The organism is Myxococcus sp. AM011, assembly GCF_013372595.1.
GTDB classification, from domain to species: domain Bacteria; phylum Myxococcota; class Myxococcia; order Myxococcales; family Myxococcaceae; genus Myxococcus; species Myxococcus eversor.
This window is the reverse complement of sequence record NZ_JABXEM010000126.1, coordinates 1-22,002: the sequence shown is the minus strand read 5'-3', so window position 1 is coordinate 22,002 and position 22,002 is coordinate 1. Positions and strand designations below refer to the sequence as shown.

The following is a 22,002-nucleotide window of genomic DNA, read 5'->3' as shown; positions in this document are numbered from 1 at the left end:
GTCTCAGGTCCCCAGCAGGCCCCGGATGCGCGTGAGCACTTGCCGGTCCCGGACATCCTGCGTGAGCAGGTGACTCAGCAGCTCACGCACCACGTCCGGCTCCGATTCCAGGTAGGGGGCCACCAGCGACACGAACACGTGGTAGTTCTCCACCTTCACGCCGCCGTTCAGCGCCAGGTCCCGCAGGTCCATCAACAGCCCCGTATCCAGCGGGCGCCGGCCCAGGGACTCCATCGCCGTGGCCTGCACGGGCTGCTGGGTGTCCGCCGCCAAAGACAGCAAGGTCATGGTGGCCTCCGGCGTCGCTATCTTCCGCAGCGCCTTGGCGGAGGCCCGACGCACCTCGGGGCTCGTCGCGCTCGCGTAGCCCGCGATGACGTCGGCCTGCTCTACGACACCCGCGTTGCCCAGCGCCATCAAGAGGTGGGCCTGCTCTTCAGGGGCCTTCGACGCGCGGAGGTCCTCGGCCAGTCGCCGCACCGCCGCCCACGCCTCGGGTGACTTCTCCTGCCGGTAGAGCGCCCCGGCCGTCGAGCCCAGCGCGTACGTGCTGGCGACGCGCGGCTCGCCCTCGGTGGACGCGTAGGTCTTCTCCGCGAAGCGCACCGTGTCCGAGGTGGGGTTGCTCACCAGCGACAGCCGGCCGAGCAGCATGCCGTACCGCGCATCCCCGGTGGCCTCCCGTGAGGACAACGCCTGGACGAGCGCGGCCTGCGCCTCGGGAGTGCCCGTCCCCGCCAGCAAGTCCAACAGCAGCGCGCGGCCCTTCACCTGGAGCGTCGGCCGCCGGAAGAGCTCCACCAGCCGCGCGCACAGCTCCGGCTGCTGCTCCAAGAGGCCCGTGGCCTGGAGCAGGAAGTGGTTGTGGTCCGGCAGCGTGCCGACGTTGGCGAACTGTTCGAGCAGCGTGAAGAGGCGCTCAGCCGTCATGCCGTCCACCTGCTGCGTCAACATCCGCGCCCGCACCTTCGGGTCCACGACCATGGTGCCTGGCGTCAGGCGCTGGAGCACCGCGACGGCCACCGGAGCCTTGTCGGCCTCGAAGTGGCCCGTGGCGCCCCGGACCAGGCTCACCCGGACGTGCGAGGCCGCGGACACGGTGCCGTCCGTCCCGAGGCGCTCCACCGTCTCCTCTCCGTCGACGCGCTCCAGCACGCCCTCGCGAGCCACGTCCGCTTCGAAGCTCGAGTCGAGCCTCACCGTGCCGCCCTGCCCCAGGCCTCGAAGCTCCACGTACTCCACGCGGCGCTTGAGGAGCCGCACCCCCTCCGCATCCTCGTCCCGCCGCGAGTACTCCGTCCGGGCGCGGCCCCGCGAGGTCGGCTCCTCCACCGTCCAAGTGGCCCCCTCACGGAGCACCACCTGGAGCTCGCCCACCAGCGACTGCACGGTGTTCTTGAACAGCGACGGGTCATCCTCGCGGAAGGACACCGCGCGCACGACGCCATCCGAATCCATCTCCAGCAGGGCCTCCCGGCCCAGGAACACCGCGTCCACGGAGGAGGCATCCGGGAGCAGCTCCTGCCCGAGGACCTTCAGCGAGTGCTGGCTCAGGCTCTCCAGGCGCAGGCCCACCCGCTGCACGGCGCCCCGCGCGCCATGGCCACGAAGCACCAGGTCCCCCGTGAGGTGGACCTCACCGGCCAGGGAGGCTTGCTTCCCCTGGCCAGAGAGCTGGACTCGGCTGTCTGCCGTGTAGTCCAGGCGATACGTCCAGCTCCGCCCCTGCGGGAAGCGGAACTGGAAGGGCACTGCGACGGGAGACGCCATGGGCTCATGACCCAAACCCAACCAGGCGGCTGTGCAGAGGAGCAGTGCCAGCACGGCACCACCGATGAGAGTCTTTCGCGTGTTCATGGGCGTCTCCCGTCGTGACTGTGATTAAAGCGCGCGCAGGTCGGCGACCAGCACGGAGACGTTCTTGTCGAACAGCTTCACATCGTCGTGGATGCCGTCCCAGCTCACGATGGTCGCCTCGAACTCCTCCTCGAGGGGCCAGATGCCCACCTCCAGATAGGCGGCGATGCTCCCGGAGAGGAACGTGAACTTGAGGTCGGCCTTGCCCGCCATCCCGAGCGTGAAGGCGGAAGCACCGTTCGCGCCGTAGTTCAGGCCGACCGTGGCCTCGATGGGGACGGAGGCATGCACGAGCTGGAGCTTGCCCTTGACGCCCGCCTGGACGATGAACAGGTCGACGCCCGCGTACAGCTCTCCGTCCACCTTCGCATAGGGCTCAATCTTCCCCGCGAGGCTGATGGAGTTCACCCGGCACCCGGTGGACCCGATGGGAGTCACCTTGTGCTCGCCGCCCACGCTGTAGTCGAGCCCCACCACGCCCGCCACCTTGGCGCCCAGCGTGACGGGCACGACGACGATGACGAACGTCGTCTCCACATCCACCAGGGTCGCGGACTTCGACTTCGAGCCCGACACCAGGTTGAACTGACCTGCGACCAGGTCCCTGTGCACATCCAACACGGGGATGGTGTTGTCGAGGACGTCCAGGTCGACATCGGCGCGGGTGTCGGAGATCCTCGCCTCCGCGTGGACCAGTTGGACGCTCGTGCTGAACGCGCGGCCGGTGGCGTCGAAGCGCCCGTACACCTCCGGGGACATGGCGCAGTCACTCGCTGTCACGTTCTTGATTTCGGTGGACACCTGGTAGTCGGCGGTGGCGCCGAACGTCTCATCCCCCAGGCTGTAGCTGTCACCCGCCTCCCACTTCATGCGAAGAGCCGCCGTGTAGGGATCCCTCACCGCGCCCGTCGCCGCGGACAGGGCATTGAGATAGGCATCCCGTCGCGGGAAGTAGGTCTCCAGCACGGAGGGCCGCGTCGTGTAGTCCTGCGCGGGGTAGTTCACCTTGCCAGCAATCACCAGGGCCTTGCTCTTGAGCGCCGCGAAGTCGTCGTTGGTGTAGTCCACGCACTTCTGGAAGGCCTGCTCACGGGGCGTCTGATACAGGTTCAACACCCGCTGGGCAAAGCGCTTGGGAGACCAGTCACACGGCGCGGGAGCGGTGGCGCTCTGGAAGGCGAGGCAGCCGCGCGACTGCGCCGTGAGCAGCGCCGCTTCGATGGCGGCATCCAGCGCCACCAGCGAATAGGCCATGCCCACCAGCGGGTTCACCGGGTCCTCGTCGTCCAACATGGCACCCTGCGCCGCGCCAGCCTGCAACGTCCCGGGGAGCGGCCGGTATTGATTGCCAACCTCGGACTGGATGGTGGAGACCAGCTGCTGCCGCTGCCGGAGCAGCGCGGCGAAGTCCGACTTCATGCGCTCCAGCGAGTACATCTCCTCGTCCAGCACGGCCGCGTTTCGCTGGCCCATGGATTTGTGCCAGCTCCAGCTCTCGTTGTAGTAGCTGGCGCCCTGGTTGAGGGTGGTACGCATGGCCGTGGGGAGCACGGTGCCGTAGAGGTTCATCAGCCGGCCCGAATTCTTCAGGGTGATGATGGCCGCACCCCGGACGCCCGGCATGGCGGCCGCCTTGTCCTCGGTGCCCTGGTTGATGATGACCTTGCCCTGCACGTTCGCCGGCACCGTGAAGAACTCGTTCTTGGGCAGCCCCGTGGGGAAGGTGATGGACGGCTGGAAGGCCGTGGCATCCCTGCCCCGCTGAGTCGGGCTGGAGATTCCTCGCGTGCCAATGGCTGACACCGGAACGGGGTTGCCATTCAGGGCGACGCCGTACGCGATGTTATAGATGGCGCGGTAGTCGGTCCCCGCCGCGGCAATGGCATCCTCGAAGACGCTGTAATCGTAGTACTTCTCGAAGACGTACTCGGCGCATGAGTTGATGACGTTGCCACTGTTCTCCCAGCCCGTGCGTTGCTGGGAGCGGCTGAGCTTCACCCGGGACGCGAACGGCGTCGTGGCCGGGAAGTAGGCCTGGGCCCGATGCACCGTCCCCAGATAGAAGCCCGACAGGCCACTGAGGCTCAGGGCGTTGGCATCATCCTTCAGGAAGGCCACGGACTTCGTGGCGGCATCCGGAGCGACGACCTGCCCCGCCGCGTTCAGCGTGGGAGGCACCATCACCGTGCGCTGGCCCATCCCCCCCGCCGCGCTGGTCGCCGCGTTCTTGATGAGCGTGTTACAGATTGCATTGGGATTGGTCTCCGCCGCGTCGCGAGCCACTTTCGCACAAAGCGAGACAGGGTTCTGGCAGTCCGCCAGGGTCGCGGTGTAGCTCGAACACAGGTTGGGGATGGGGGTGATGGGTGGGAGCGCGGCGAAGGCAGGAACGGCGGACACGACAAGACCCAACGCGGAAAGATTCTCCGCGAGGCGGCGACGCAGCAATGACATGACTGTCTCTTTCGGATTGAAAGGGTTGTCCTTCCAACGCGGCTCAGTCGTTTTCTGCGCTGCCGAATTATTCCGGGATTTTCAAAGGCGGTTCGAGCGCGCGCCGCCTGGGAGCACGGAGGAGTCGAGTCAGACCTCCCCTGGGTGCGCCCGGCGGCGTCTTGTCACAGCTCAAGAATCGCCTCGTTGCCGCGCTTCAGCTGCCGGTGGCGATGGGCGCCAGCTTGCGAAGCATGGGCGCCTCATTGAGGAACTTCAGGTCCGGGTGTTTGTCCTCGGCGTGCTGGAGGGCCCAGTCGTCGCGGAAGAGGACCAGCGGCAGGCCGTCGCGGTCCTGCACCGTCTGACGGTTGCCTTCCCAGTCGAAGGACTTGGGGTCGAAGTTGGGCCCCACCACCCAGCGCGCGTGGCTGAAGGGCAGCCGGTCCAGGGCAATCTTCGCCCCGTACTCGTGCTCGAGCCGGTACTGGAGGACCTCGAACTGGAGGGCGCCCACCACGCCGACAATCGGGTCCTTCATGCCCATGCTGAGCTGCTGGAATATCTGGACGGTGCCCTCTTCGGAGAGCTGCTCCAGGCCCTTCTCCATCTGCTTGCGGCGCAGCGGGTCCTTGGAGCGCACCACGGCGAAGTACTCGGGGCTGAAGCGCGGCACGCCCTCGAACTCCACGTCGGTGCCCTCGGCGAGCGTGTCGCCGATGCGGTACTGCCCCGGGTCGAACAGGCCGATGACGTCTCCGGGCCAGGCGTCTTCAATCGCGGTGCGCTCGGCGGCCATGAACTGGCTCGGCTTGGCCAGGCGCACTTCCTTGCCCAGCCGCGAGTGGAACGCGCTCATGCCCTTCACGTACCGGCCGCTCACCACGCGCATGAAGGCGATGCGGTCTCTGTGGGAGGGGTCCATGTTCGCCTGAATCTTGAACACGAAGCCGGCGAACTTGGGGTTGTTGGGCTCGCGCGGGCCCTGCGTCGTCGTCTGACGCGAGGTGGGCGCGGGGGCCAGGTCCAGGAAGGCGTCGAGGAACGGGCGCACGCCGAAGTTCGTCATCGCGCTGCCGAAGAACATGGGCGTCAACTGGCCCGAGTCGCTCTTCTCGCGGGTGAACTCGTCACCGCCGATATCGAGCAGTTCGATATCCTCGTGGAGCTTGGCCAGCTCCGACTCGGTGAGCACGGACTTGATGTCTTCGGAGTCGATGGAGACCGAGCGCTCGCCGACTTCCGACTCGCCGTGGGAGCCCTCGGCGGAGAAGACGTGGACGACGCGGGCCTGCCGGTCATAGACGCCGCGGAACTCCGGCCCCATGCCGATGGGCCAGTTCATCGGGTAGGAGCGGATGCCGAGCACCTGCTCCAGCTCGTTCATGAGCTCCAGCGGCTCGCGGCCGTAGCGGTCCAGCTTGTTGACGAAGGTGAAGATGGGGATGCCGCGCAGGCGGCACACCTTGAAGAGCTTCTTCGTCTGGGGCTCGACGCCCTTGGCGGCGTCGATGAGCATCACCGCCGCGTCGGCCGCGGCGAGGGTGCGGTAGGTGTCCTCGGAGAAGTCCTGGTGGCCCGGGGTGTCCAGCAGGTTGACGGCGTGGTCCCGGTACACGAACTGGAGGACGGACGAGGTGACGGAGATGCCGCGCTCCTTCTCCAGCTCCATCCAGTCGCTGGTGGCGTGGCGCCGCGCGCGCTTGGCCTTGACGCTGCCGGCCAGATGGATGGCGCCGCCGTACAGCAGCAGCTTCTCCGTCAGCGTCGTCTTGCCCGCGTCGGGGTGGGAGATGATCGCGAAGGTGCGCCGCCGGGCGACCTCCCTGTCGAGCTCGTTCGTCATGACCCGGGGCCAACTACCACGGGCCGTGTTTCCTTGCAGCCAGCAAGGAGCCCCTGGCGGTCCGGCCGGGGCTCGTGGGAGGGTCCGCGCACACTTTCTCGCCTTCGGAGGCAGCCATGCAGCGGACCCTTCACTCCACGGGTACCCCCTGGGAGCCCCGTGTGGGCTACTCGCGCGCGGTGCGGGTGGGGCCCTTCGTCTCGGTTTCGGGGACGACGGCCACGGACGCCTCGGGTCAGGTCGTCGGGGCGGGGGATGCCTACCTGCAGGCAGCCCAGGCGCTGCGGAACATCGAGTCCGCGCTCCAGGCGGTGGGGGCGGGCCTGAAGGACGTGGTGCGCACGCGGATGTACGTCACGGACATCTCTCGCTGGGAAGAGGTGGGCCGGGCGCACGGGGAGTTCTTCGCCAGCATCCGTCCGGTGACGTCGATGGTGGAGGTGAGCAAGCTCATCTCCCCGGAGATGCTGGTGGAAATCGAGGCGGACGCCATCGTCGCGGACGCACCCTGAGGGATTGGCGCTCGCCTGCTTGTCCGGTGGGTGGTGCCGGGGTGGTCGTCATGGGCCTGACGCTCCAAGTTGGAAGGAGCCATGGGCGTCGAATGGAAGGACAACATCGGCATCGCGGATGCTTTGGAACGGGTGGCGGACCTGCTGGAGGAGCAGGACGCGATGCCCTTCCGGATTTCGGCCTACCGCAAGGCGGCTGGGACGATTGGCGAGTGGCCGGAGTCCGTCGCGGAGCTCTTGGCTTCGAAGGGCGAGGCGGGGCTGCGGGAGCTGCCTGGGGTGGGCAAGAGCATCGCCGCGGCGGTGGCGGAGCTGGTGCGCACGGGGCAGCTCGGGTTGTTGCAGCGCCTGGAGGATGAGTCCTCGCCCGAGCAGCTGCTCGCCAGTGTGCCGGGCATCGGACCGGAGCTGGCGCGGCGGATTCACGAGGAGCTGGGGGTGCGCTCGTTGGAGGAACTGGAGCAGGCGGCGCACGACGGCAGGCTCGAAGCGGTGGAGGGCTTCGGACCGCGACGCGGGCAGCAGGTGCGCGACTTGCTCGAGGCGCGGCTGGGGCGCAACCGGCGGGGCGCGGCGCGCAAAAGCGCGAGTCAGGACGAGGGGCCTCGGCCGGAGGTGGGGGTATTGCTTCAGGTGGACGAGGAGTACCGCCGGAAGGCGGACGCGGGAGCGCTGCGGACCATCGCGCCCCGGCGGTTCAATCCCTCGGGTGAGGCGTGGTTGCCGGTGATGCGGCGCAAGCTGGACGGGTGGAACGTCCGGGCGCTGTTCTCCAACACGGCGATGGCGCATCAGCAGAACGCGACGCACGACTGGGTGGTGCTGTACTTCGACCAGGAAGGTGACGAGGGACAGTGCACCATCGTCACCGCGCACGGTGGACCGCTGGACGGTCGACGGGTCGTCAGAGGCCGCGAGACGGAGTGCCTGGCGTATTACGGCGTGGAGTCCGAGGAGGCGGAGGCGCCTCAGCCGGGGGCGTGAAGCAGGGACATCAGGTCGACAACAGTCCCCGAAGCCAATGGCGGCGAGTAGGCTTCACCTCATGGCCACCAAGGATGAGTTGCTCACCAGCATCTTGAGCCTCCCACCCGAGGAGCGCGCCGAAGTCGCGCACAAGCTGCTGCTCAGTCTCGATGAGGCGCCCGCGCGGGAGGACTCCGGTTCAGAGTGGTCGCAAGAGCTGGAGCGTCGCGCCACGGACATCCGTGAAGGCCGTGTCGAGACAGTCCCCTGGGAGGACGTGGAGCGTCAGCTTGCCACTCGCCTGAAGCAGCGACGCGTAGAGCATCCGCCGCTCATCACGAGGAAGCCCACCCGCAACTGCACGTAAAACTCCGGCAACTCTGAATGCTAGGCTTCGCGGCGCATGCGAATTCCTCGAGGGCTCTGGCTATTATGGGTCGTCCTCGTGCTGGGCTGCGCTTCCGCTGCACAGCACCCGATTCATCGCGCTTGGGATGAAGCCGAGGTGGAGTGCGCGCGCCCCGAGGAGGACCGCTGCGTCACGGTCCTGTGTTCGGATGACCTGTGTGGCCTCTACCGTTGCGAGGACCTGCCCAGCGAAATTGAGCACGTGCGCTTTCCTCCGGCACGTCCTCCTGCCGCCGCTGCCGCACCAGGCAGTGGCCCTCGCAGGAACTGGGGTGGTCGCCAGGGACTCCCTCGCGGGGCCGTCATGGTCTTCCCGAACTGGAATGGCGCACCCGAACGCGTCATTCCACATACGCACCAGCTCACGCCAGGGCGCTGGGAGAAGCACCACATCTTTCCCCAGGCAGAGGACCTCGCGAGATGGTTCGAGCGACAGGGCGTGAAGATCCACGACTACACGATGCCCACCCCTCGTGACCTCCATCGTCGCATTCATGGGAATGACGGTCGTGGGGCCCTTGGAACAAGGCCTGGCGCCAGTATCGAGACCTGAATCAGAGCGCGAGTCCCGAGGACATCTACAAACACGCAGGCGAACTCATCCACCGATTCCAGCTCATCGGTGGCCCCGTTCAGCCCTACTATTCTCGCCCTGGCGCGTGAGGGCTTTGAACACATGACTCGGTACTTCTGGCTGCGGGAGGACGAGGCCGCGACGAGAGCCTTCAACGGCTCGTTCGACGGGGCTCTCAAGTGGGCCCTTCCCGGTGCGAAGTGCCCGGAGTGCGGCGTGACCTGGAGCTCGTGGGGTCACCACTATCCTTGCGTGGACCTGTCCTCGCTGCCCGAGCACGCTCTTTTCGAGCAGCCCCGTCCCGAGCCCTTCACCGAATTCGCGCGTCTGCGGGCCCTGGTGCGTCCCCTGGCCCCAGCGAATTCGGAGCTGCCACCTGGCACTGAGTTTGGCCCCAGAGTGGGCCAAGCCTCGGGGGCTTTCGGCCCGTTCACCTGGCAGGGCTCTTCGATTCTGCTCGTGCGTCGCGACACACTGGAGCAACTCCAGGCGCAGGGCCTCCGTGGATTGACAGGCTGTCGGACGGAGCTCCGGTTCCGCCAGAAGACCGCGCCCGAGCTGCTCGACCTCCAAATCGAACCGCGAGGTCGACTCCATCCTGACTGCGTTCCGCCGAACGTACCCCCGCCCTGCCCGACCTGTGGTCGCTTCGCGTTCTCGCGACCCGATGCGCCCGTCCTCGATGCGGACTCCATGCCCTGGGACGTGGACCTGTTCCGGGTCGGAAACTTCGCGACGATGCTCATCGGCACTCAGCGCCTCATGGAGGCAGTGCGCCACCTGGAACTCCCAGGCATCGCCTTCCAGGAGCTGCCCGTCCGCTCCGCCGTGAGTTGATACCCCTCCCGCCCGCGTCCACATCGGGACGCGGGCGGAAGGAGCCCTGACGTCAGGGCGCGGGTGTGTACAGCTCCGCGGAGGACAGCGCGCCACTCGTCCCCAGGCCTCCCGCGACGAGCACCCGTCCGGAGATGGCCAGCCGGGTCACCGTGGCGCTCGACAGCGCGTTGGACATGGTGCCCGCGGACGACCACTGGCCGAGCGCCGGGTCGAACACCTCCGTCGTCGACAAGAGGCCCGTGGCGGCCCCGGCATCCCCGCCCAGCACCAGCACGCGGCCCGAGGACAACACGGAGGCCAGCGCCCCGTAGCGACTGCTCGTCATCGGCGCCACCGTCGTCCACCCCCCTTGGGCCGGGTCATAAATCTCGGCCGTGGCCAGCGCGCCGCCCAGCCCCCAGCCGCCGGCCACCAGCACCTTGCCACCCGGCAACGCCACCGCGATGTGCCCATAGCGCGTGCCCGCCATGGAGCCCGTCTGCGTCCACTGGCCCGTGTGCATGTCGTAGAGCTCGGCGGTCGCCGTGTCTCCCGACGGCGTGGTGCCGCCCACCACCAGCACCTTGCCGGACAGCAACATCGTCGCGGTGTGGTTGACGCGACGCACGCTCATCGTGCCCGTGGCGCGCCACGTCCCGGAGGGCGGGTCATACAGCTCCGCGGTGGCGAGGATGCTGCTGAAGCTGGAGGACATCCGTCCGCCCGTCACCAGCACCTGCCCGGAGTCCAGCAATGTGGTGGTGTGCCGCGAGCGATTCCCCGCCATCGCCCCGGTGCTGCTCCACTGCCCGGTGGCCAGGTCATACACCTCCGCGGATGACAGGTACGCCGAGGAGGTGCCCTGCCCTCCCGCCACCAGCACGTTGCCCGAGGGCAGCTCCGCCGCCCCATGCAGGAAGCGCGGCGTGACGAGGCTCCCCGTCTGCGTCCACGTCACCAGGTGCTCGTCATACAGCTCCGCGCCCGACAGGCCGCTGCTCCCGGTGCTCGTCCCTCCCGCCACGAGCACCTTGCCGGAGTCGAGCAGCGTCACCGAGTGATGATATCGCGCCGCCGACAGGGTCGCCGTGGGGCGCCAGGGCGGCGTGGGCACCGAGAACCGCTCCGCCGAGGAGGCCCCCTGCGTGCCGTCCGCGCTGCCTCCCGTGACGAACACCTCGCCCTGGAGGAGCAGCGTGGCCGTGTGTCCCAGCCGGCTCGCGCTCATCGGCGGCGTCGCGCTCCAGCGAGCAAGCGTCGGGTCGAAGATGGTCGCGGTCTGCAGATACGGACTGTTGCCGTCCGTGCCGCCCGTCACGAGCACCTCGCCCGAGTGCAGCAGCGTCGCCGTGTGCTGCGCCCGCTCGCCCGGCAGCAACTGCGCCACCGGAGCCCAGGTGCCAGCGCTGGGGTCATACAGCTCCGAGGTCCGCGAGGCGGTGAACTCGTCGAGGAAGCCGCCCGCCACCAGCACCTTGCCGGACAACAGCCGCGTCGCGCTGTGCCCCGCGCGCGCGGTGAGCAGGCCCGCCACCTGGCTCCACAGTCCGGTGCTCGGCTCATACAGCTCCACGTCCGTGACGAACTCACCCCGAGGCCCGACGCGCCCTCCGGTGACCATCACCCGCCCATTGCCCAGCAGCGTCGCCGAGTGCCCCACGCGCGGCCTGCGCAGCCCGCCCGTGGAGGCCCACGTCCCGGTCGCCGAGTCGTAGAGCCGCGCGGTGGACAGCCCCGTGCCCCCGCCGTTCTCTCCGCCCACCACCAGCACCTTCCCGTTCGACAGCAACGTCGCCGTGTGTCCGGAGCGCAGCGTGTCCAGGCTCCCCGTCGCCGCCCAGGTCCCCGTGGTGGAGTCATACAGCTCGGCGGTGCCCGTGGGAGACGCGCCGGAGTCGCCGCCCGCGACGAGCACCTTGCCGTTGTTCAGGAGCGTCGCGGTGTGTCTGCGCCGCGCGGCCCCCAGCGTGCCTCCAGACAACCAGCGCACGCCCTTCGAGTCATACAGCTCCGCGTTCGCCGAGGACTGTCCGCCCACCACCAGCACGTTGCCGGTGCGCAGCAGCGTCGCGGTGTGGTCCATCCGTTGGAGCGACATGCTCGGCGTGGGCGTCCAACCCTGGGTCGCCGCATCCAAGCCCGCAGTGCTTTCCGTGTTTGACGGTTCTGCAAATTCCTCGTGTGAGCATCCCGCCAGGACGAGCGCCGTCACAAGCGCGGCCAGGCGGCCGAGCCCGATACATCGATTCATGGGTGGGGGTCCTTTCCCTTCGGGGGGGTGTGCGCCTGACGAGCCGCACGCAGCGGCCCTTACCCCAGCCCCGAGGAAGGAGGCCAATTCGGCATCTGAAAAATTACGTCGACACCGGCTGAAACAGGTGGGGTTGATACACCCCACCACTGAGTCAGCAAGCGCTCGATGGCCCGCAAGGCTCGGATGACGTGAGAGGGATTAGCTGCTGGCCGAGGTGTAGTGGCCGATGGAGCGAATCCAGACGCGCCGCGCCACCCACGCGAAGACGGCCGAGCCCACCACCGCGCCCACCAGCGACACCACCGGCAGCCGGCCCAGCATGGCCTCCGCGGGGAAGGTGGTCATCAGGGCCAGGGGAATCACGTACGTGAAGACGAGCGTCAGCGCCCCCTTCGCCACGCCCTTGAACACGGACGAGGGCCACCGCGCGAAGTCGAAGATGGACGTGAAGAGGTACGTGAGGTTGTCCACCCGGACGACGAAGAACGCGGCGCTCACCGTCAATATCCACAGCGAGTACAGGAGCACCGTGCTGGTGCCCAGCAGCAAGAGCGACGTCAGGAGTCCCAGCGGGGAAGGCCCGCGCCCCAGGAGCATGAAGGCGTAGATGAAGAGGCCCAGACCGGTGAGCACGTTGAAGGCGCGCCACGGAAGGAAGCGCTGCGTGGACACGAGGAACTGCGCGTCCGCGGGCTTGAGCAGCACGAAGTCCAGCGTGCCCTTGCGGATGTGCTCCACCACGCCGGTGAGGCTGGGGTTGATGGCGCCCTCGAGGATGCCCTGCAGCAGGGTGAACCAGCCCACGACGAGCAGCGCCTCGCCGAAGCTCCAGCCTTCGACTTCCGGCTGCCGACCGTAGACGACGAACAGCGGCGCCAGCGCGGTGAAGACCCAGCACAGCGACGTGAAGCCGTCGGTGAAGAAGTCCGCCCGGTACTGGAGCGCCTGGAGGCCGGACGCCTTGAGCTGCACTGTCAGCAGTCGCAGATATCGCCGCACCATGCCCCTACCCTCCGAACGCCGCGAAGCGCTTCACGCCCTGCTTCCAGAGCCCCACCGCGAGCGCGCCCATCCCCAGCACCCACGCCCACTGCCTCGCCACCAGGCCCAGCGCGGTGGGCAGGTCATGCGCGTTCGTCATCAACTCCACCGGCAGCCCCATCTGGTAGCGGAACGGAAGCCAGTCGATGACGGTGCGCAGCCCATCCGGGAGGAACTCCACCGGGTACATGTAGCCGGAGCAGACGAAGAAGAGGACCATCCACACCTCCATCATCTTCTGGCTGCTGTCGAGGAAGAGGCTCAGCGCGCCGATGGCCACGTTGGCCAGGAAGGTGATGGCCCAGCCTCCCAATACCGCGACGAGGAACAGCCCCCACTGCCACGCGTGCTGAGGCACCGCCTTGTGCGCGCCCACCAGCGCGATGCTCAGGAGCACCACGGGCAGGGCCACCACGACGCGCATGGGAAAGCCCGCCACGTTGTCGGACGCGTAGCCCCATAGAGGGGAGATGGGACGCAAGAGGCGCATCGCCAGCGTGCCCTGCTTCACCTCCCAGTTGATGAGCCACGCGGCCCACGCGCTGGTGAGCTGGCGCACCGCGAAGGTGGCCAGGAAGTAGCCCACGAAGTCGGCCTGGCCGAAGTGGCCCACCGGGGCGCTCTTGGCCACCGCCATCCACAACACCATGTTGACCAGCGGCATGGTGGTGGACAGCACCCAGACGAACATCTCCGCCCGGTAGGCCACCGACTCCGCGAAGCTCACGCGCAGCATGGTGGGCAGGGCCCGCATCAGACCTCGGGCATTCATGCCGGCACCGACTCCGCGGTCTGCAGCCTGCGGGCCTTGTTCTCCGCGAAGAGCTCGCTCATGACCTCTTCCAGCGGCGCGTTCTCCACGGTCAAATCCGTCACCGGCAGCCCGGACAGCGCGCGGGAGATGGTGGCGTTGACCGCGTCCTGCTTCACCTGGAGCACCGCGGTGCCCGCCTCGTGCGTCACCAGCTTGCCCAGGGACTCCAGGCGCGAGGCGTCCACCACTTCAGACAGCCGCAGCACCACGCGCTTCTCCGGGCGCACGCGCTGCACCAGCGCCTCCAGACTGCCGTCGTAGGACAACAGGCCCTTGTCGATGACGATGACGCGCGGGCAGAGGGCCGCCACGTCGTCCATGTAGTGGCTGGTGAGGATGAGGGTGGCGCCGTACTTCTCGTTGTAGTCCTTGATGAACGTGCGCATGGTGGCCTGCATGGACACGTCCAGGCCGATGGTGGGCTCGTCCAGGAAGAGCACGCGGGGCCGGTGGATGAGGGCCGCGGCCAGCTCGCACTTCATCCGCTCGCCCAGGGAGAGCTGGCGCGTCGGCTTGCCGATGAGGTCGCCAATCTCCAGCAGCCCCACCAACTCGTCCAACGTCTGCTTGTATTGCAGCGTGGGCACGTCGTAGATGGCGCGGTTGAGCTCGAAGGTCTCCGCCGGAGGCAAGTCCCACAGGAGCTGCTGCTTCTGCCCCATGACGAGCATGATTTTCTTGAGGAACGCCTCCTCGCGCAGGCGCGGCACGTGCCCGTCCACTCGGACCTCACCCTCGGAGGGGTGCAGGAGGCCGGAGAGGACCTTGAGCGTCGTCGTCTTGCCGGCGCCATTGGGGCCCAGGAAGCCCACGCGCTCGCCCGGACGGATGTCGAAGGAGATGCCGTCCACCGCCTTCACGGAGGTGTAGGTGCGATGGAAGAGCGAGCGGAGGGCCGCCTTGAGGCCTGGCGGGCGCTTGTGGACTTTGTAGTGCTTGCGCAGCCCGTGGACGGAGATCATGTGCGACAAGGGTTTAACGCGGACGTCCCCGGGAGGCGACCGTGGAGTTGAGCAAGTGGCGGGGTGACAACGGGTTGACATGGGCGGCTTCCGGGAGCGGCCCCTCGGTCGAAGGCTTGGCGGGATGAGCAACGGATACAGCAAGGACCTGGAGCGGTGGATGCCGCGGCTCATCGCGGTGTGGCGCGCGTCACGCGGTAAAGGTGATGGGCCGGAGGGGCGACTGACGCCCCAGGAAGTGAAGGAAGTGGGCGCCGGCGTGCGCCAGCTCTCGATGGGTTTGACGCGGGAGCGTCAGCTCGCCGGGGCGCGTTACATGGACGACCCGAAGCTGTTGGGCGCCTACCTGCTCTTCTACTGGCCGGTCTCCTACGCGCAGGCCCGGCAGGTGCTCGGGGAGCTGCCGAACCGGCCCCGGCAGGTGCTCGACTTGGGCAGCGGCCCGGGTCCGGTGGCCTTCGCGGCGCTGGACGCGGGTGGGAAGGAAGTCACGGCGGCGGACCGCAGCAAGGCCGCGCTCAACCTGGCGCGCGCGCTGGCGACGGAGGCCGGCGAGGCGCTCGCCACCCGGGAGTGGGACCCGACGAAGAAGGCCGCCGTGCTGCCAGAGGGGCAGTACGACCTGATTACGATGGGCCACGTCATCAACGAGCTGTACGGCACGGGGGACAGCGCGACGACGCCCCGGGCGGCGCTGCTCGAGGCGGCGCTGGCGAAGGTGAAGCGCGGCGGCAGCCTGCTGGTGATGGAGCCCGCGTTGCGGGAGACGAGCCGGGGCCTCTTGCACGTGCGCGACGCGATGGTGGCGCGAGGCTACGCGGTGCGCGCGCCGTGCATGTACCGGGGTGCGTGTCCGGCGCTGGTGAAGGAGACCGACTGGTGCCACGCGGAGCGGCCCTGGCCCATGCCTCGCGTCGTGGAAGAACTGGCGCGAGCGGCGAGCCTTCACAAGGAAGCGCTGAAGATGAGCTACCTGGTGCTCGCGCCCAAGGGCGAGGAGTGGCCGGAGCCGCCGCCGGGTCGGCTGTTCCGCATCGTCTCCGAGCCGCTGGAGGGCAAGGGACGCCACCGCTACATCGGCTGCGGGCCGGAGGGCCGCGTGGGCCTGGCGATGCAGGAGCGTCACCGCAACGAGAAGAACGAGCGGTTCCTCCAGTTGCACCGGGGTGACGTCATCGCGGTGACGGAGACGGAGCCCAAGGGCGACGGTCTGGCGCTGAGCGATGTCTCCGAGGTGAGGATGGTGGCGCCCGCGGGCAAGGGCGTGCCACCGCCGCCTCCAAAGGAGGACGCGCCCACGAGCCCGGGAACCAGCCCGAGCCCGGACGCGCCCTCCTGACCTGGAGGAGTCGCTGGCTCCGACACGGCCGCGACACGGTGCCTCCACGTGATGGTGAGACTCGCGGGCTCAACAGCGGCCCGCGACCTGCGCCTCCACGCTCCCCCTGAGGTGCGCGAGGTGACCCTTGATGCCGCGCATGAACCACGAGTCGCGCGAGGCTGGCAGCGGTGCTCGATGCCTCGCGCGAATCGTGAGTCGCGCGGTGGCGCCCCGCTCAGGCGCGGGCTTGAGAGTATGCTCCGGTGAGCACGTCGCGCATGTGGCGGAAGGACTTCACGCTGTCCTTCGCCGCGCTCACCGCGCCCTGAGCCAGAACGGTGGCCTGGATGCGGACCAGCGCGAGACGACGGGGCGCGGCCTTCTCTTCGTTCTTCCGAGGGGGGTTCATCAGGGAAGCGAGATTCATGGAACGCTCCGGGGTGTGGGGAGACGCGAAGCAGCATCCACCCCTCCCGCAACCTCCACGTTGAGCCTGGGCAACATCGCCGTCACATCGTGTTCGGGGGCCACGGTGGCGTGCGGCGTGTGCCCTGCCCGACAGTCCCCACCCCAGGCAAGAGGACACGCGAACACCTCCGGACTGTGAGGTGCGTGCGGGCCAGCGCGAAGGAAGCGGTCTGCTAGCGTGAGCAACTCTCTCGCTGTCCTGGAAGGCGCATGTCCGTTCCGTCCTCGCCGTCGCGGACGCTGTATCCCTCACTGCAGCCCTACCGCATCGGCCGCTTGCGGGTCTCCATGCTCCACGAGCTGTACTTCGAGGAGTGTGGCAATCCGAAGGGCAAGCCCGTGGTCTTCGTCCACGGCGGACCAGGTGGAGGCACGGACGCCAAGCAGCGGCGGTTCTTCGACCCGGCGGCCTATCGAATCATCCTCTTCGACCAGCGGGGCTGTGGCCGGAGCACGCCGCACGCGAGCATGGAGGAGAACACCACCTGGGACCTGGTCGCGGACATGGAGCGGCTGCGCGAGCACCTGGGCATCGAGCGCTGGCAGCTCTTCGGCGGCTCCTGGGGCAGCACGCTGTCACTGGCCTACGCGCAGACGCATCCGGAGCGCGTCACGGAGCTGGTGCTGCGCGGCATCTTCCTCTTGCGCAAGCAGGAGCTGGACTGGTTCTACCAGCGCGGCGCGAGCGCCCTGTTCCCGGACGCATGGGAGCACTACCTCGCCCCCATTCCTCCAGCGGAGCGACATGACTTGCTCGGCGCGTATCACCGGCGCCTGACGAGCGCGGACGCGGCGACGCGACATGAGGCCGCGCGGGCGTGGAGCGTGTGGGAGGCGCGGACCAGCTACCTGCATCCCAACCCGGAGCTGGTGGCGCGCAACAGCGGGGATGACTTCGCCCTCGCCTTCGCGCGCATCGAGTGCCACTACTTCATGAACCGTGGGTTCCTGCGCACGGACACTCAGTTGCTCGACGACGTGCCGCGCATCCGTCATCTCCCCGCGGTCATCGTCCAGGGGCGCTACGACGTGGTGTGCCCGCTGGAGAGCGCGTGGGCGCTGCACCAGGCGTGGCCAGAGGCGGAGCTGGTCATCGTTCCGGATGCGGGGCACTCGGCGAACGAGCCGGGCACCACGTCCGCGCTGGTGGAAGCCACGGACCGGTTCCGTCCACGCTGAGCGCGCCGGGCTCGAACCTCCGTCTCATGGCTGAACCAAACCCGCCGGCGGTGAGGTGGGTACCTCGCTCTGACGCGCGCCCTTCCAGCGCGCCAGGGCCAGGATGAACAGGCCCAGCACGACGAGGCTGATGACGGAGGCCTCCAGGCCATAGCGGCCTCCGGCGAGCCATTGAGGCAGGTCGTGGAAGACAGGCGTCCACGCGCCCTTCGATTCCTCACCGCTCACGCCGAAGCCCAGCAGGGCCAGCGTCCCGTTCCAGCCCAGGTGCACGCCCACGGGAAGCGCGAGTCCGCCCGTCCGCAGGTAGCAAAGCCCCAACAGCAGACCGGCCAGGAAGGTGTTGGTCATCGCCACCGCGAGCGGCCCTCCGGCCATGTCGGGGTAGGAATGGGCCAGACAGAAGACAACCGCGAACACGAGCTGCGTCCAGGCGGGCCCCATCCCCCGGATGGCGCGCTGGAAGGCGTAGCCGTGGAACAGCGTCTCCTCGAACAGGGCCACCCAGAGCATGAGCCAGGCGGCCTTGAGGAGCACACCCACCCCGTTTTGCTCGGCTCGCACCAGATGAAATCCATCCAGCGCGAAGAGGAGGACGGCCACCACCAACACCAGCACCACGCCACTCACGAGCCCGAACCCGAAGTCGCGGCCCGTGCGCCGTGCTGGGAGAACCCCCAGGGAGGACAAGCGCTCGCCTTCGAGGCGGAGGCTCAGCCAGCTCGAGATGAGGACTCCGAAGAAGGCGCAGAGCGGCGATGGGAGGACTTGTCGCCACACCAGGGGCAGTTGGCGCTGGAGGAAGAGGAACGCCGCCGCGAAGGCCACGCTCAACGCGATGGAGCCCAGCGCCTTCCAGCCGTTGCGCCAACGCCGCTCACTGTCGATGAAGATGGTTTTCATGGGATGTCATTCCTACGTGCCACGGCGCTTTGATTGCCGCCCGCGCGCGGCGGCGATGCGTTCGTCGAAGGACTTCTTCTCGAGCGCCTGGATGGCGCGGTCGAGCACCTCGGACAGCGGTGCCGGAAGCTCCGCATCCAGATTGGCGGCGGCGCTCGCGGTGGCCTTCCAGCACGACTGGAGGCGAGGGAGCAGCGCGCGTCCCGAGGGACTGAGGCGAATCCATCGCTGGCGCCCATCCACCGGTCCCGGCTCCGCGAGCACCAGCCCCTCCTTGAGCATCAACGCCAGCGTCTGCGTCGTCGCGGGCTGGGTGAGCCCGGCAGCCTCCGCCAGTTGGCCGATGGTCAGCGGCTCGTGCTGCATCAGCGCCCGCACCAAGGGCGTGTAGCGAGGCCGATAGGCCAGGCCCTCTTCCTCATAGGCCCGGCCAACCGCGCCATCCAGAAGCTCAATCAGGTGCCGCAACTGCGTTCCAAGGCCCCGGTGCATGAGGGATATATAAGCGCTGATATAAAACGGCCACAAGTGACTGGCCGTGTCGCGCCCTCTTTCGGAGCGAAGCCGGAGTCCTTAAGGTGGGTGCGAACGACTGCCTGGGAGAACATCCATGTCCGCAGAGAAGGCCGCGCGAAGCTGGGTCGAGGAGAGCGCCCTGCGCGCCGCGGGTGCCGCCGCGATTCCCATCCCGGTGCCGGGCGCGCACACGGCGCTCACGTCCGCCATCGAGGCGTACATGATCTACCACGTGGCTGGCATCTACGGAGAGAAGCTGAGCCTGGGTGAGGCGCTCGGCCTGGTGCCCACGTTGGGTGCGGGCATCGTCGCGCGCAAGGCGGCCAGCAGCATCGTCGGAGAGACGGTGGGCTGGATTCCCGTCGCGGGCTGGTTGCTCAAGGGCGCGGCCAGTGGAGGCACGGCGTTCGCCATGGGCGTGGCGGCGGTGACGTACTTCGAGAAGAAGTATCCGGGCCGAGAGGCGATTCCGTTCGACACCATGTCCATCAAGGACTGGGTGAAGGCGGCGCTCTCCCAGCTCGGCGTCAAGAAGTAGCCGAGGCACGGGACTCGGGTCCACGACCCGCGGGCATTTCCTCGTGGATGCCTTCGGTGTTTGAAACCGCCCTCTCCTGCTGTGGAATGAGGACTCGCCAGCCGCTCATGGGCGGAGCTGGGGGTGGGCCCTGCGTGCGAACGCCGTGCTGTTGAGCCTGGTGATGCTGGTGACAGGCTGTGCCACCCAGTCGCCCGCGTCCGGCGCGGGAAGGACCCTGCGCCAGTCGCAGCGAGGCGCCTCGCTGCTGGAGCCTCCACGGGACGGTCTGGCGGACTCCATCGGTCGTCAGTCCGACGCGCCGGAACCAAGCCGGCGTCATCGTGAGATTGATGCGGAAGCCATCGCGGACGGACGGCTGCGAGCCGCACAGACGCGTCAAGCCGTCACGGAGGCGGCGGACGAAGTGAAGAGCTCCACGGAGAGGCTCGCCAGTGATCTCCCCAAGCTCGCCGGACACACGCTGGACCTTGGTCGAAACGCCGACCTCTTCTCCGGTTACTTCGACTACGGCTCGAACCAGCTTCCCTGGCTTCGTGGTGCACTCCGAGGAACGGCCACGCTCGTGGAGGTCTCCGGCTCGGTGGACGACCCGGACATGGCGGTGGGTCTTCTCAGGATTGCAGGGCCTCGCCTGCAGGCGGCCATGGCGGGCGCTATGTTGTTGGCGTCCTGGTTCGACTTCCTCCAGCTCGCCAACGCCGTGCTCCAGCAGTGCCCTTACTACAGCGTGGAGCAGTTGCTCGTTGACATGGAGCGCGTACAGAAGCGGCTGGAGCCGGCGATGACGGCGCTCTCCTCTCTGGAGCCAGGGCGCGTGGAGGCCACGGCGGCTGCGATGCCCGAGTTGATGGGGCAGCTGACCCAGGAGTTCCACGCCATTCGCGAGGGTGCGCGCTTGGCAATGGAGCGAACTGGGCAAGTCATCGCGGCGGCACAGTCCATCGAGATGGTGGCCCTGGTTTCGACGCTGCGCGTGTCACTTCCCCGGCTGCCACCCGCTGGGCCTGTCCTGTTGGGCGCGCGAATCGTGATGAGTCCAGGTGGAGTGATGGCGGGTTCACATCTGGTCGTCTCCGCGGAGTGGGTGGAGATGATGCGACGTCTCGTACAGGCAGGAGTCATCTCCATGCCGGTCGCTAGCGCGGCGGTCCGCATCCACGCCGGACAAGTGCTGATGGCGCAGTCGCACCGGGACTTGCCGAAGGGCGTACGCGAAGCATTGGGCGACAGTCCCGAGGTGCGCGGCATGCACGCGACGGGCAAAGCCGGGTCGGGCATGTCCGAGGCACCCAAGCACCACGTCATGCCGCAAGAGCATCGCGAGTGGTTCGAGCGGCGCGGATTCAAGGGCCCCATGGACATCGACCATTTCTGTGTCCGGATGGAGAAGTCACACCATGAGGCCATTCATGGAGGCGGCAACTGGAAGCTCGGTCGCACATGGCCTCATGAGTGGAATCGGATGATCATGGAGGCACTGCGTGAAGCCGAGGTGGAAGCTGGACGCATGTTGACGCGGAATCAGGTCCTGAACATTGTCGCGGCTCGCATGAAGCGCTACGACATCCCTGCGAAGTTCACGAAGGGGCGAAGTCGATGACCGACGGGCGTTCGTGGCAAGGGAACTGGAAGGCCCGTCTGTACGAGCGGGTCCGCGAGCGCGGTTACGACTCTCTCACCGCCTTTGCCGAGGCGCGCCCTGCCATTCCGCTGAATCAGCTTGCCGAGGAACTTGGGAAGGACGATGTCGCGGGCGTCCAGGTCATGAGCGGGCTACTCGCCGAGGCGGAGCAGCGCAAGCAGGTCACACGTTTTGTACGCGACGTGCTCGTGCGCGAGTTGTCCGAAACCTTTCCCAGGGGCTGGCCAGCCATGATGGACGACGAGACTCGTTTCCAGGTAGCCAAAGTGCTCGGTGGCTGGTCTGCCGACACCCCTGATACTCACAAGGAGCGGGTCAGGCAGGCGAGGGCAGCACTTCGCACCAATCCACCGCCGCCCGGCTGGCGTCCACTCAGACCTGATGACGAGCTTCTCCGGCTGCTCCTTCCCGACGACGAAGCATGAACGCCATAGTCCACGGAGCGGGAGGACAGCGTACTCAAAGACAGCATGGCGCGAATCGACCACCATCTCGTCACTCCAGACCTGTCCGACCCGGACTGTATTTGACTCAAGACGGTGTCGGTCCTGAACTCGAATGCGCCAACGGTGACCCTTGCCAGCCCTTGCGCAACCAGATTGGATCCCCCATACGACTGAACCGAAGCCACGGGGGCCGCCATGCTGCATTCGCACATCAAGAGTCAGATTGCCGAGAAGTGCAGTGACAAGTGGCGAGGCCAGTACCAGTCCGACACCATGACGGAGCGGGTCTGGCAGAAGCTGGCCCCTGCTGCACCCAGGCTCCTCATCACATAGGACACCCGAACGCTGACGCCCTCCCATCAGGAACCGGATACAGCAACCTCCGGAGGCAACGTCCCACCCACCTCCCGCGCCACCTCGTCCCTCCGGAAGTGGACGATGATGGCGAGCCCCACGAGCGCGGTCACCGTCACCACCCCCTCCGCGGCCAGGGGCCCCCA

The 22,002-nt window shown here is 67.8% G+C and carries 20 protein-coding genes and 1 pseudogene; 11 read left to right on the top strand and 10 right to left on the bottom strand.

The annotated features are described in order from the left end of the window. Nucleotides 1–3: 3 nt before the first annotated feature. The 3 genes from HUW62_RS25065 to HUW62_RS25055 form a co-directional block, all read right to left on the bottom strand. On the bottom strand, nt 4–1,857 hold the full coding sequence (locus tag HUW62_RS25065; protein WP_176435832.1) for a HEAT repeat domain-containing protein: 1,854 nt from the start codon (nt 1,855–1,857) through the stop codon (nt 4–6). 24 nt (nt 1,858–1,881) lie between these two features. After that, nucleotides 1,882–4,311, bottom strand: coding sequence for a hypothetical protein (locus tag HUW62_RS25060; protein WP_176435831.1), 2,430 nt, complete (start codon nt 4,309–4,311; stop codon nt 1,882–1,884). Between the two features lie 196 nt (nt 4,312–4,507). Beyond that, entirely contained in the window at nt 4,508–6,136 is a 1,629-nt protein-coding gene (locus tag HUW62_RS25055; RefSeq protein WP_163870123.1) for a peptide chain release factor 3, read from the bottom strand. 116 nt (nt 6,137–6,252) lie between these two features. Between HUW62_RS25055 and HUW62_RS25050 the strand changes: the two genes are divergently transcribed. The 5 genes and pseudogenes from HUW62_RS25050 to HUW62_RS25030 all read left to right on the top strand — a co-directional run bounded on the left by HUW62_RS25050 (nt 6,253) and on the right by HUW62_RS25030 (nt 9,433). Beyond that, the gene (locus HUW62_RS25050; protein ID WP_176435830.1) at nt 6,253–6,648 is read left to right on the top strand and encodes a RidA family protein; all 396 of its coding nucleotides are present in this window, start codon (nt 6,253–6,255) and stop codon (nt 6,646–6,648) included. Nucleotides 6,649–6,729: 81 nt separating this feature from the next. Continuing rightward, on the top strand, nt 6,730–7,632 hold the full coding sequence (locus tag HUW62_RS25045; protein WP_176435829.1) for a helix-hairpin-helix domain-containing protein: 903 nt from the start codon (nt 6,730–6,732) through the stop codon (nt 7,630–7,632). 61 nt (nt 7,633–7,693) lie between these two features. Then, entirely contained in the window at nt 7,694–7,981 is a 288-nt protein-coding gene (locus tag HUW62_RS25040) for an addiction module protein (protein ID WP_240357078.1), read from the top strand. A gap of 36 nt (nt 7,982–8,017) precedes the next feature. Further along, nucleotides 8,018–8,685 (top strand): annotated as a pseudogene (locus HUW62_RS25035) (TIGR02269 family lipoprotein). Between the two features lie 13 nt (nt 8,686–8,698). Beyond that, nucleotides 8,699–9,433 carry a double-CXXCG motif protein gene (locus HUW62_RS25030; RefSeq protein WP_176435828.1) on the top strand — a complete coding sequence of 245 codons (735 nt, stop codon included), beginning with the start codon at nt 8,699–8,701 and terminating at the stop codon, nt 9,431–9,433. Between the two features lie 52 nt (nt 9,434–9,485). Here HUW62_RS25030 and HUW62_RS25025 read toward each other — a convergent pair whose 3' ends face one another. The 4 genes from HUW62_RS25025 to HUW62_RS25010 form a co-directional block, all read right to left on the bottom strand. Continuing rightward, nucleotides 9,486–11,513, bottom strand: a complete 2,028-nt coding sequence (locus HUW62_RS25025; protein ID WP_240357077.1) for a kelch repeat-containing protein — start codon at nt 11,511–11,513, stop codon at nt 9,486–9,488. 354 nt (nt 11,514–11,867) lie between these two features. Continuing rightward, nucleotides 11,868–12,671: an ABC transporter permease gene (locus HUW62_RS25020; RefSeq protein WP_176435826.1), complete on the bottom strand. Its 804-nt coding sequence runs from the start codon at nt 12,669–12,671 to the stop codon at nt 11,868–11,870. Between the two features lie 4 nt (nt 12,672–12,675). After that, nucleotides 12,676–13,482 carry an ABC-2 family transporter protein gene (locus HUW62_RS25015; protein ID WP_176435825.1) on the bottom strand — a complete coding sequence of 269 codons (807 nt, stop codon included), beginning with the start codon at nt 13,480–13,482 and terminating at the stop codon, nt 12,676–12,678. After that, a complete protein-coding gene (locus tag HUW62_RS25010) occupies nt 13,479–14,486 on the bottom strand; it encodes an ATP-binding cassette domain-containing protein (RefSeq protein WP_163870189.1) in 1,008 nt (335 codons plus the stop codon). The genes HUW62_RS25015 and HUW62_RS25010 overlap by 4 nt, the downstream gene beginning before the upstream one ends. Before the next feature lie 124 nt (nt 14,487–14,610). Here HUW62_RS25010 and HUW62_RS25005 point away from each other — a divergent pair, with 124 nt between their 5' ends. Next, a complete protein-coding gene (locus HUW62_RS25005; protein ID WP_176435824.1) occupies nt 14,611–15,825 on the top strand; it encodes a small ribosomal subunit Rsm22 family protein in 1,215 nt (404 codons plus the stop codon). 217 nt (nt 15,826–16,042) lie between these two features. Here the strand turns inward: HUW62_RS25005 and HUW62_RS25000 are convergent, their stop codons facing one another. Continuing rightward, nucleotides 16,043–16,234 carry a hypothetical protein gene (locus HUW62_RS25000; RefSeq protein WP_163870113.1) on the bottom strand — a complete coding sequence of 64 codons (192 nt, stop codon included), beginning with the start codon at nt 16,232–16,234 and terminating at the stop codon, nt 16,043–16,045. A gap of 251 nt (nt 16,235–16,485) precedes the next feature. Here HUW62_RS25000 and pip point away from each other — a divergent pair, with 251 nt between their 5' ends. Continuing rightward, nucleotides 16,486–17,454 (top strand): prolyl aminopeptidase, encoded by a 969-nt coding sequence (gene pip, locus HUW62_RS24995; RefSeq protein WP_163870112.1) that lies wholly within the window; start codon nt 16,486–16,488, stop codon nt 17,452–17,454. Between the two features lie 24 nt (nt 17,455–17,478). Here pip and HUW62_RS24990 read toward each other — a convergent pair whose 3' ends face one another. Both HUW62_RS24990 and HUW62_RS24985 read right to left on the bottom strand, forming a co-directional pair. Continuing rightward, nucleotides 17,479–18,357: a CPBP family intramembrane glutamic endopeptidase gene (locus HUW62_RS24990; RefSeq protein ID WP_163870111.1), complete on the bottom strand. Its 879-nt coding sequence runs from the start codon at nt 18,355–18,357 to the stop codon at nt 17,479–17,481. Between the two features lie 12 nt (nt 18,358–18,369). Further along, entirely contained in the window at nt 18,370–18,849 is a 480-nt protein-coding gene (locus HUW62_RS24985; RefSeq protein WP_163870110.1) for a MarR family winged helix-turn-helix transcriptional regulator, read from the bottom strand. A 118-nt stretch (nt 18,850–18,967) separates the two neighbouring features. On the opposite strand from HUW62_RS24985, the gene HUW62_RS24980 reads away from it, so the two are divergent. The 4 genes from HUW62_RS24980 (at nt 18,968) to HUW62_RS24965 (ending at nt 21,835) form a co-directional block, all read left to right on the top strand. Beyond that, nucleotides 18,968–19,411, top strand: a complete 444-nt coding sequence (locus HUW62_RS24980) for a DUF697 domain-containing protein (RefSeq protein WP_163870109.1) — start codon at nt 18,968–18,970, stop codon at nt 19,409–19,411. A 145-nt stretch (nt 19,412–19,556) separates the two neighbouring features. Further along, nucleotides 19,557–21,014, top strand: coding sequence for a DUF2380 domain-containing protein (locus tag HUW62_RS24975; RefSeq protein WP_368670478.1), 1,458 nt, complete (start codon nt 19,557–19,559; stop codon nt 21,012–21,014). Next, nucleotides 21,011–21,481 (top strand): NUDIX hydrolase, encoded by a 471-nt coding sequence (locus HUW62_RS24970; RefSeq protein ID WP_176435823.1) that lies wholly within the window; start codon nt 21,011–21,013, stop codon nt 21,479–21,481. Before HUW62_RS24975 ends, HUW62_RS24970 begins: the two co-directional genes overlap by 4 nt. Before the next feature lie 216 nt (nt 21,482–21,697). Next, on the top strand, nt 21,698–21,835 hold the full coding sequence (locus HUW62_RS24965) for a hypothetical protein (protein WP_163870107.1): 138 nt from the start codon (nt 21,698–21,700) through the stop codon (nt 21,833–21,835). Nucleotides 21,836–22,002 lie beyond the last annotated feature (167 nt).

Coding starts and splice junctions, on each gene's coding strand:
- HUW62_RS25065 (WP_176435832.1), bottom strand. CDS start 1,857: ATGAACACGCGAAAGACTCTCATCGGTGGTGCCGTGCTGGCACTGCTC.
- HUW62_RS25060 (WP_176435831.1), bottom strand. CDS start 4,311: ATGTCATTGCTGCGTCGCCGCCTCGCGGAGAATCTTTCCGCGTTGGGT.
- HUW62_RS25055 (WP_163870123.1), bottom strand. CDS start 6,136: ATGACGAACGAGCTCGACAGGGAGGTCGCCCGGCGGCGCACCTTCGCG.
- HUW62_RS25050 (WP_176435830.1), top strand. CDS start 6,253: ATGCAGCGGACCCTTCACTCCACGGGTACCCCCTGGGAGCCCCGTGTG.
- HUW62_RS25045 (WP_176435829.1), top strand. CDS start 6,730: ATGGGCGTCGAATGGAAGGACAACATCGGCATCGCGGATGCTTTGGAA.
- HUW62_RS25040 (WP_240357078.1), top strand. CDS start 7,694: ATGGCCACCAAGGATGAGTTGCTCACCAGCATCTTGAGCCTCCCACCC.
- HUW62_RS25030 (WP_176435828.1), top strand. CDS start 8,699: ATGACTCGGTACTTCTGGCTGCGGGAGGACGAGGCCGCGACGAGAGCC.
- HUW62_RS25025 (WP_240357077.1), bottom strand. CDS start 11,513: ATGTCGCTCCAACGGATGGACCACACCGCGACGCTGCTGCGCACCGGC.
- HUW62_RS25020 (WP_176435826.1), bottom strand. CDS start 12,671: ATGGTGCGGCGATATCTGCGACTGCTGACAGTGCAGCTCAAGGCGTCC.
- HUW62_RS25015 (WP_176435825.1), bottom strand. CDS start 13,482: ATGAATGCCCGAGGTCTGATGCGGGCCCTGCCCACCATGCTGCGCGTG.
- HUW62_RS25010 (WP_163870189.1), bottom strand. CDS start 14,486: ATGATCTCCGTCCACGGGCTGCGCAAGCACTACAAAGTCCACAAGCGC.
- HUW62_RS25005 (WP_176435824.1), top strand. CDS start 14,611: ATGAGCAACGGATACAGCAAGGACCTGGAGCGGTGGATGCCGCGGCTC.
- HUW62_RS25000 (WP_163870113.1), bottom strand. CDS start 16,234: ATGAATCTCGCTTCCCTGATGAACCCCCCTCGGAAGAACGAAGAGAAG.
- pip (WP_163870112.1), top strand. CDS start 16,486: ATGTCCGTTCCGTCCTCGCCGTCGCGGACGCTGTATCCCTCACTGCAG.
- HUW62_RS24990 (WP_163870111.1), bottom strand. CDS start 18,357: ATGAAAACCATCTTCATCGACAGTGAGCGGCGTTGGCGCAACGGCTGG.
- HUW62_RS24985 (WP_163870110.1), bottom strand. CDS start 18,849: ATGCACCGGGGCCTTGGAACGCAGTTGCGGCACCTGATTGAGCTTCTG.
- HUW62_RS24980 (WP_163870109.1), top strand. CDS start 18,968: ATGTCCGCAGAGAAGGCCGCGCGAAGCTGGGTCGAGGAGAGCGCCCTG.
- HUW62_RS24970 (WP_176435823.1), top strand. CDS start 21,011: ATGACCGACGGGCGTTCGTGGCAAGGGAACTGGAAGGCCCGTCTGTAC.
- HUW62_RS24965 (WP_163870107.1), top strand. CDS start 21,698: ATGCTGCATTCGCACATCAAGAGTCAGATTGCCGAGAAGTGCAGTGAC.